Origin of the sequence: Haliscomenobacter sp. (genome assembly GCF_041740695.1) — a bacterium.
In the GTDB taxonomy this organism is placed as follows: Bacteria; Bacteroidota; Bacteroidia; order Chitinophagales; family Saprospiraceae; genus Haliscomenobacter.
The window spans coordinates 48,366-57,285 of sequence record NZ_JBGSLK010000045.1; the positions used below are offsets into that span (position 1 = coordinate 48,366).

An 8,920-nucleotide genomic window follows, 5' to 3' on the forward strand; every position below is an offset into this window, starting at 1 on the left:
TTGCAATTAACGGACATATCCCAATTGGCATTGCGCAATTTCCTCAACTGTAATTTAAACCCCGCGCGGGGAGGACAGGTGATTTTTGTCTCTTTCTTTTTTCGCCCTACTGCGTTGCAAATGCTCGCCGTAGCTTTGCTACGTCTGCGCTTTGCGCCTTGTAGGTCAAAAAAATAAATTCGCCAAAATTTCACCTGTCCTCCCCGCGCGGGGTTCAACAAAATGCCAACTACATTGCCAAACCAAACATATACTCAAAATAAAATTGCAATCGATTGCATGAATTCAGAGCATTGTTGTAAAATTGCTTTGATCACAACATTTTTATACCAACCAAAGGTGAAAAATCATGAAACAATTGACCAAAAACCATCTGTTAGCAATCTGCCTTTGTCTGCTAACGAGCTATACGCTTATAGCTCAAAATCTCATTCCCAATCCCGGCTTTGAAGCGGGTACTGGCAAAACTTTTACCAATTGGAGCATTTTCAACGAAATCAGCGGCACCTTTTCGGAAGCTGTTGCCCCCGGTGAATTTAGAAGCGGCAGCAGAGCCTTGAAAGGGCAAGTGACGCAGGCTGGGCAAGCTTGGCAGTTGCAGTTGGCGAGCGATTTGATTCCTACTCAGTCGGGTGAGGAATATACCTTTTCCATTTGGGTGAAAGGCGCGAATGCAGGCACGCCGATCCGTTTTTCTTCCCAACCCAACGCTTTGTACTCCGCGGATTATACCGTGAGTACTGAATGGACACAATTGACTTGGACCTTTACCGCGAATGAGGAGATGACGAGAATTGTACTGGACATTGGTGCACAAGTGAACACGTATTACCTGGACGACATGTCTTTGAGAGGTCCTGCGGGTGGCGCGGCAAATTGCCAATTGCTTGACAACGGCGATTTTGAAATGTACAATCCTAGCGATAGTATATTTACAGGTTGGGCTTATTTCAACCAAAATGGCGGAAGCAGCTTTGGCGTAGCCACGGGTGACAATGCCTATGATGGCAATAGTGCTTTGCGGGCGATCAATGCTGGCGGGATTGCCAGGTGGGGATTACAAGTTGGAACGCCCGCTTTTCCTACCGTGAATGGACAAACCTACACCTTGAATATTTGGATCAAGGCACGGGTACCTAATGCGAATTTCATCCAGTTTTCCACCCGAGATGGGAACGCGGCGAATGAAGGACAATACACCAATTCTGCAAGTAGGATAAGTGGGGATTGGACGATGCTGTCTTATACCTTTACGGCGATTAGCGATGCGACGGTAATTACCTTAAATCTTGGAGACGAAACCGCAAATACCTATTACATCGACGACATTTGTGTGGTCTATCCAGAAACAACCGACAACTGTTTGCCGCTTAACAACAATGGTTTTGAAACCCATGATACCGGGAGCAATACGTTCAGTAGTTGGACCTATTACAACCGTGAAAACGGTAGTTCTTTTGGCGTTACGATGGATACCTCGAAGGTCTACAGCGGTTCAAATGCGCTAGTCGCCCGTACTGCCACCAACACCTTAAGCTATCAGCTTCAAATGGCCAGCCCGTCTTTTTATACCTTATCCGGCGGTACGTACCGATTTAAGATATGGATTAAAGCAGACAGCGCGAATGTCAACACGATTCAATTTTCCCTTAGAAACGCGGCTAGTCCCTTCAATTCAGAAGCTCAATACACCACCTCGGCCAGCACAATCGGAAAAGAATGGATGCAGGTAACTTATGAATTCAAAGCTTTTAGCCCTCGCTCGCTGGTCACCCTCAACTTAGGCGGCAGCGTAGCCAATACGTATTACATTGATGAGGTTTGTCTGGAGGTGGTATGTGGTACCAGCTACAGCGCGCCGGCAACTCAAGTACCGATTGCGTCGGGCAAGTCGAAGTTTTTAGGAAACGTCTACGCTGGTCATGCGTTGCCAGACTTTGAAAAATATTTCAATCAAGTGACACCAGAAAACTCCGGCAAGTGGGCTTCGGTAGAAGTACAAAGAGATTCGTTCAACTGGACTGCGCTAGATCAAGCCAGGCAGTTTGCGAAAAACCAAAACTTCCCTTTCCGGTTCCACGTGATGGTCTGGGGTGCACAACAACCCGCATGGTTGGAGAATTTGCCGCAAGCGGAGCAAGTGGAAGAAATCAAAGAATGGTTTGCCGCCGTGTCCACTCGCTACAGTGGCGAAAACGCTCCCGAATACTTGGAGGTGGTGAATGAACCGCTGAATCAGCCGCCTTTCTACAAAGCTGCCTTAAGCTCCTTAAACACGGAATTGAACACCGCAGCTGGCGAATACGATTGGATTGTGAATGCTTTTAAGTTAGGCAGACAATATTTCTCTGCCCAAACCAAACTGATGATCAACGAGTATGGGATTGAAAACACCCCGGGCCTCAATGGCCGTTACGCCGATATCATCCGTTTGCTGAAAGTTGATGGCTTGGTAGATGTAGTGGGTATGCAAGGCCATACCTTCAGCACCCGCAAATACGGCGGCACTTACACGGCATTGAACAACAACCTAAAAAGCAATCTGGACAATTTGGCGCAGTTGGGACTGCCCATTCAGATTACGGAATTGGATATTGAAGGCGACATGTACTTTGATGCAAATGGCGAACCACAAGATGGAGGCACCACCGCCCAAAAAGACAGCTTCCAACTCTCGGAATACCAGCGAATTTTTGACATCTACTGGAATCATCCATCGGTTATTGGCATCACACTTTGGGGCTGGCGACCCGGCCTGTGGCAAAACGACGCGGCGGCTTATCTGCTTGATCCTTGTACCGGGCAAGAGCGCCCTGCTTTGCAGTGGCTGAATACTGCGATTAGAGCCTCCTCGCCTCCCGTGAATATTCCCACCAGCTTAAAGGAGATCGAGTCGTCCATACCATTGCGGGTGTATCCTACGGTGGTTCAAAACGAATTGACCATCGAAGGGTTGGCTCAAAATAGAGGCCTTGTTCAGGTTTTTGACCTCAATGGGCGGCTAGTAAAATCGTTTACTCATCCTTTGAATGACGATCGAATCAGGGTCAATGTGGGGGCATTACCCCGGGGGATGTACATCGTTCGGGCAGGTAGAGCAGCTCAAAAAATCATCAAGCAATAGGGTGGAGGTATTTTAAATATGCTCTGAAAGGGAAGCTGCCGCAGTGTGGCTTCCCTTTTATTCAGTAGTTGAAATTTTTTACTATTTTAATTTTTTATATATAATATTATAATCTCCATTGTTGTTGGTTGAAAATCCACTAAGGGTAAGTGTGTCATTAGAAACCTTCAGTTTTTCACATCTTTTCGTTTCAGGTAATGTTAAAATTATATCACCTGATTTGAGGTCTCTTATGTTGTTATTATCGAAATGGCAGTTTTCTGAGACCTCAAAATTTTCAAATTTCGGTTTGTTTTCCGTCCCTTCTTCTACAAATTTAACTGTTGAACTCACAAATTCTGCTGTACGATACGGATATTCAATCTCTTTCCATTTTCCTTGTAATTGTTCCATAGTTTTACTTTTAGCCATTTTTATTTTCTCAATTTCATTTTCCTGGTTTTCCTTTCTAAGGAGTTCATTCTGCTCAGAATTGGGTAGCTCATTTTCTCTATTTTTATTCTTACAGGAGACAATAAAAACCATAAGAATAATTAAAAAGGACTTGATTTTCATGTTCATGATTTTTTAGTTTAAATTAAACATTATTTTTACAAAATGTTAGCTGCTATCCCTTTTTTCTGAAGTCTATTTGTTGCTCATTGCCAGTGTAAGTAGAAAACAACTTTCTGTCAATGCCCTCATACTATTGTTTTCCATTATATTTATGTTGGATGTTTTGCCATGATACTGCCTTTTTTCTGTTTCTAGTTGGTGTCACCTTTTCAGAATCAGCTTCCATGATCACAACGGCCTGAAAATTTTCCGTTGTTCGGAATTCATGTTTTATGCCTGCGGACACAACGAATGATTCTTTTAATTTCAATGCAAAATTAGTCCAAGTCAATCATGGGTTTGTTACACGATTATCTACTTGATTTATATAATTCACACATTTTTTAAGCATTTTAGTTTATCTGTGGTACGGTTGTACCGTGAGGGACGAAACGTGGATAGCAACGGGAAACGCCAGATGTAACCCGAGTCCCGCTAGGGACGAAACATGGGTAGCAACCGATCACCCCCGGATGATTCCCGAGTCCCTTTAGGGACGAAATATGGGTATCGTGGTAATATGGAGGGGTTTATGATAAAGATTGCCCCTCAAACCCATCCCGTATTGCCGCTTCAAGTACATCCAGCTTGATGTCTTTTAGCGCTTTAAACTTAATGCAATACCCGGTTACGCTGGCCTTGCCAAGGCTTTCGCCATAGGTTCTGGCCAAGTAGGTCTTGTCTTTGAGGCCCAGGATATAGACCGAGATGCCAGTTGTGTTGGCACTCAAACCAATTTGATAAAATTCCCTGCTGCTTCCATCCGCATATTGGATGGTATAAAACCCATAGCCGATATTCGGGTTGGCAATGGTTTTGCCTTCGCTGTTTTTACCATCGTTGAACCATACTCTACATCCAGGCGACACTTGCAGGCTGAGCTGGTGCAAGGATTGCAGGTCACTTCGTTTGGGCTCGGGTTGGCTGGCGATGTAGGTGTCGATTTGTTCTGGTATGGTCATATAAAATTGCTGGTTGATTAATCGCAAAATAGAAGCTGGGCTTCTAATTTACAAAAAAATCAGGCTGTTGAATTTTTATCTTTATCCAGAACATTGTCAATACCAGTATCCTTATGGCGAACACCTACACCCAGATTCACATCCACTACGTATTTGCACCCAAATACCGGAAGGCTACCCTGGACAAATCCTGGCGACCCGATCTTTTTTCCTACATCACTGGCATCGTGCAAAACCACGGACATAAAATGCTCCAGATCAATGGTATGGCCGATCATGTGCACATGTTGATTGGCCTTCGCCCAACTCAGTCCGTCGCCGAGCTGATCAAAGAAGTCAAAGAAGACAGCTCCGGCTGGATCAACGAAAACCGTTTGGTGCGGCATCATTTCAAGTGGCAGGAAGGCTATGGCGCATTTTCGCACAGCAAAAGCCAGGTGCAACGGGTGATTAAATACATTCAAGAGCAGGAAACCCATCATGCCAAGATCAGCTTTTTGGAGGAGTATGTGGATATGTTGAAAAAATTTGGCGTGGAATACGATGAACGGTACATTTTTAGGGTGCTGGAATGAAACAAAATCGCCCTGAATAATTACACTGCCCCTCACGGTTGCTACCCATATTCCGTCCCTACGGCGCTACCCACGTTTCGTCCCTACGGCGCTACCCACGTTTCGTCCCTACGGCGCTACCCACGTTTCGTCCCTACGGGACTCGGGTTGCATCTGGGGCTTTCCCGTTGCTACCCACGTTTCGTCCCTAGCGGGACTCGCGCTATGTTTGAAATGGCGGGGAATAAAAGAAGAAAGGATAACCAAATTGCCCCTAAAATTATCATTGTCCATTGAACCCGACGTTGGTAAAGAGATAGCCTCACATACCTCCAGATACAGCCCGAATCCCGTAAAGACGAAACATGGGTTGTCAAAAACGCCAGATGCAACCCGAGTCCCGCTAGGGACGCAATATGGGTAGCAACCGATCACGCCCGGATGATTCCCGAGTCCCGTAGGGACGAAAGGTGGGTAGCCGTAGGGACGAAAGGTGGGTAGCAACCGTAGGGACGCAATATGGTAGCGAGAAACGCCAGATGCAACCCGAGTCCCGCTAGGGACGAAATATGGGTAGCAACCGATTATCCCCCAGATGATTCCAGAGTCCCGTAGGGACGAAATGTGGGTATCGTGGTAAAATAGAGGGGTTTTGCTGAGTCAAGGGATTTAGGATGAATCCTGCGAGTGTTGCTTTTATTGAAAAGAACCCTTATTTTACAGGAAAAACAAGACAACTTCAAAAAAAACTGTATGCCCTCTTCAGCTGAACACAAACCCATCAAAGCAACCGATGTGCGCATTGCCGCAGAGCGCTTTTATGTCCTGCTGGAAGATGGTCGCGAAATGGGTATCCCTTATGATTGGTACCGGCGGCTCGCTGAAGCTACGCCGGAACAATTGAACAACTGGCGTTTGATTGCCGGAGGGCAGGGGATTTCCTGGGAGGATTTGGATGAGGATTTGTCGGTGCTGGGGCTGCTGGAGGGGCGGAGGAGTGTGAAAAGGGAGATAGTTTCTGAATGATACCTGTCTCTTTCGACTTCGATCATTTTTTGCAATGAGTCATATGTGCAGGGTGACCGATAGAGTGTCTTATCTCTTATATTTTGTCAGCAGCTTTTTGATTTCACCAGCCGTTGGAATTTTCCCTTTTAACTGTTCTGGCAACTCATGGGTGAGCTTATATTCTGCAACTCCGATGGGTTTGCTGCTTGTTCTCAATGCATACTCTACCTCAATATCGTCTTTTTCAGGGCAAAGAATGATCCCAATGGTTGGGTTGTCATCTTCTTGTTTGACTTGTTCATCCAACAATTCCAGGTAAAAATTCATTTTCCCAGCAAATTCTGGCTCAAATTCCACCACTTTTAAATCAACAACTACCAGACATTTGAGAATACGGTGATAAAACAGGAGGTCGACGAAATATTCTTTTTCATTAAGTCTAAGACGGTACTGGTTGCCTATGAAGCAAAATCCATAGCCCAATTCCATCAGTAAATCCCTGACATTTTCGATCAGTCGATTCTCCAATTCTCTTTCTAACACAGGTTGAGTGATGCCAAGAAAATCCAGGTTATATTCGCTTTTCAAAGCTTCAACAGCCTGTTCTGATAAGTGTGCTGGAAGGGTTTGCTGAAAATTATTTTGCTTTGCATTCCCTAAATGATGCTCGTAAGCCTTTGCTTTTATTTGATTGAGAAGAACTGCCCGGCTCCAACCCAGGTTTACAGTTGATTGGAGGTAGTATTTTCGCTTTTCTTCTTCCTTCACTTTGTGGATGGCCAATAAATTCTGCCCCCAGGGAACCTGTAAGGCCAGTTCTAAAAGATCAGGTTTATCATTGTATTCAAGGTAGAACTGCCTCATATTCCATAGGTTCTGCGGAGAATATCCCTTAACCCCATCAACAATCTTATTCAGATCTTTTGAAAGGGTATCAACAACTGCCTTTCCCCATCCATTTTTCTCTTGACTTTCAACGATGAGCTTTCCAATACTAAAATTCAGTAAAATATGATGTTTGTTCAAAGATTGGTATGCCCTGTAGCGTGCTGCATGGATTATTTCCAGGATATTTTTCAACAACTCATTATAGTTGGCAAATTCATCGATTTCCATACGCTTGTATAAATTCTCCAACAGCTGTTAGAGATTTGATTTGGACAAGTTATTAAAGAGTTGAATTTCTTTCACTGTCTGAAATCAAAACGCAGAATTTGGATGTCGCCACTGCTTTTGGTGGAGGGTTCTTGTGGCTTCAGTGCCGAATTTTCCACTTCCTCTAGGATAGTCGAAAACAACCCACGAGCAATCTCCACATCTTATCCCAGATACATGAGCACTACATCGAAGATGGGAGCGGCGATAAATATATCTGATTTTTTGTTTGATTTATATTGCAAGATAAACTATTTTAATGAATTTTGATTCTTTTTGATCTTTTTATTTTGATAGGTCAACACAGAATAACTCCGAAAAAAGTGCATGACTTCTCCAACTGAATCCAAAACCATCAAAGCAACCCAGCTGCGCATTGCCGCAGAGCGCTTTTATATCCTGCTGGAAGATGGCCGTGAACTGGGCATCCCGTATGATTGGTATTGGCGGCTCGCCGAAGCTACACCGGAGCAATTGAATAACTGGCGCTTGATTGCCGGAGGGCAGGGGATTTCCTGGGAGGATTTGGATGAGGATTTGTCGGTGCTGGGGCTGCTGGAGGGGCGGAGGAGTGTGAAAAGGGAGATTGTTTCTGAATGAGCTGGTATTTGTCAAGCTCGATTACTTTCAATCAAGACTTCTAGGCTTATAAATAACTCTTTGGGACATTGTTTTGGGCTGTGTTCCTTGAATAGTGACTTCATATTCTTCGATTTGTTGTCTCGAAACTAAGTCTTTTATAGGTATGGGGTCTAAAAAAAAACTCCTAAAGTTCTTTTCAAAAGAATTAACTGAATCATAGTATGGCATCGAACTCCATTCAGGACTCTTTCCTCGTTCTAGTTTAACATTACCTAATTCGCCTGATTTGAAATAAGAAAGGAAAAGATAAAAGTCAGCAATAGGTATTCCTTCTATGATGCGACCAGCAAAATGAGGGAAATTGACAACAATAATTTTCTCAATTCTCCGACCCTCTCTTTTACCCAAACTACCTTCAAAATTAACCCAATTATTTTCCAAAAATTGAGCTTTTCTTGAGACTTGACTCTTTGCTTTTTTAATTATTTGAAAGGAGTTATATAAGTCCGTAGCCTCTAATGGATAGGTAATACATTTTACTTCAGCAATTATTAAAGTTGTTTCTGTTTTTAATACTAGATCAATTTCTTCCTCTAGCCTATTACCACTAGAATCAACGAATGAGAATTTTGATCGATCAATGATGCTAAATTTTGCAAATTCGTTTAATGCCTCAGTTTTTAAAAAATTAGTAATGTATTTTTCAAACTGGAGACCTCTTTCAGATAAGTCGCAGTTGCCTGACACAAGCCATCGGTCTATTAAATAAAGCATATTCGCGCTTTTAATATTTGGATGGGAAAGGGTGTAATTCAAATTGTCGCACCTCATCATTAAGCTGCGGATTTCCTGAAAATATTAGTGATGAGATCGAATTTTTGGCTGCGTAAAGCGACCCTAAGTTTGATCATCTTATCGCAACCATCATCAGACCAGCGTTG

8 protein-coding genes are annotated in these 8,920 nt (G+C 43.7%); 4 read left to right on the forward strand and 4 right to left on the reverse strand.

The genetic code is table 11. The annotated features are described in order from the left end of the window. Nucleotides 1-349: 349 nt before the first annotated feature. Nucleotides 350-3,124 (forward strand): endo-1,4-beta-xylanase, encoded by a 2,775-nt coding sequence (locus tag ACEW9O_RS10180; RefSeq protein WP_373550052.1) that lies wholly within the window; start codon nucleotides 350-352, stop codon nucleotides 3,122-3,124. An 81-nt stretch (nucleotides 3,125-3,205) separates the two neighbouring features. On the opposite strand, the gene ACEW9O_RS10185 is transcribed toward ACEW9O_RS10180, so the two are convergent. Together ACEW9O_RS10185 and ACEW9O_RS10190 are read right to left on the reverse strand one after the other, a co-directional pair. After that, entirely contained in the window at nucleotides 3,206-3,679 is a 474-nt protein-coding gene (locus ACEW9O_RS10185; RefSeq protein WP_373550053.1) for a hypothetical protein, read from the reverse strand. 569 nt (nucleotides 3,680-4,248) lie between these two features. Then, a complete protein-coding gene (locus tag ACEW9O_RS10190; protein WP_373550054.1) occupies nucleotides 4,249-4,680 on the reverse strand; it encodes a DUF1801 domain-containing protein in 432 nt (143 codons plus the stop codon). A 113-nt stretch (nucleotides 4,681-4,793) separates the two neighbouring features. On the opposite strand from ACEW9O_RS10190, the gene tnpA reads away from it, so the two are divergent. Beyond that, entirely contained in the window at nucleotides 4,794-5,255 is a 462-nt protein-coding gene (tnpA, locus tag ACEW9O_RS10195; protein ID WP_373550055.1) for an IS200/IS605 family transposase, read from the forward strand. A gap of 732 nt (nucleotides 5,256-5,987) precedes the next feature. Beyond that, nucleotides 5,988-6,260, forward strand: a complete 273-nt coding sequence (locus tag ACEW9O_RS10200) for a DUF2442 domain-containing protein (protein ID WP_373550056.1) — start codon at nucleotides 5,988-5,990, stop codon at nucleotides 6,258-6,260. 69 nt (nucleotides 6,261-6,329) lie between these two features. Here the strand turns inward: ACEW9O_RS10200 and ACEW9O_RS10205 are convergent, their stop codons facing one another. After that, nucleotides 6,330-7,358, reverse strand: a complete 1,029-nt coding sequence (locus ACEW9O_RS10205; RefSeq protein WP_373550057.1) for a YhcG family protein — start codon at nucleotides 7,356-7,358, stop codon at nucleotides 6,330-6,332. Nucleotides 7,359-7,724: 366 nt separating this feature from the next. Between ACEW9O_RS10205 and ACEW9O_RS10210 the strand changes: the two genes are divergently transcribed. Continuing rightward, nucleotides 7,725-7,997, forward strand: a complete 273-nt coding sequence (locus tag ACEW9O_RS10210; RefSeq protein ID WP_373550058.1) for a DUF2442 domain-containing protein — start codon at nucleotides 7,725-7,727, stop codon at nucleotides 7,995-7,997. A 27-nt stretch (nucleotides 7,998-8,024) separates the two neighbouring features. Here ACEW9O_RS10210 and ACEW9O_RS10215 read toward each other — a convergent pair whose 3' ends face one another. Then, nucleotides 8,025-8,753 carry a hypothetical protein gene (locus ACEW9O_RS10215; RefSeq protein ID WP_373550059.1) on the reverse strand — a complete coding sequence of 243 codons (729 nt, stop codon included), beginning with the start codon at nucleotides 8,751-8,753 and terminating at the stop codon, nucleotides 8,025-8,027. Between the last annotated feature and the right edge of the window lie 167 nt (nucleotides 8,754-8,920).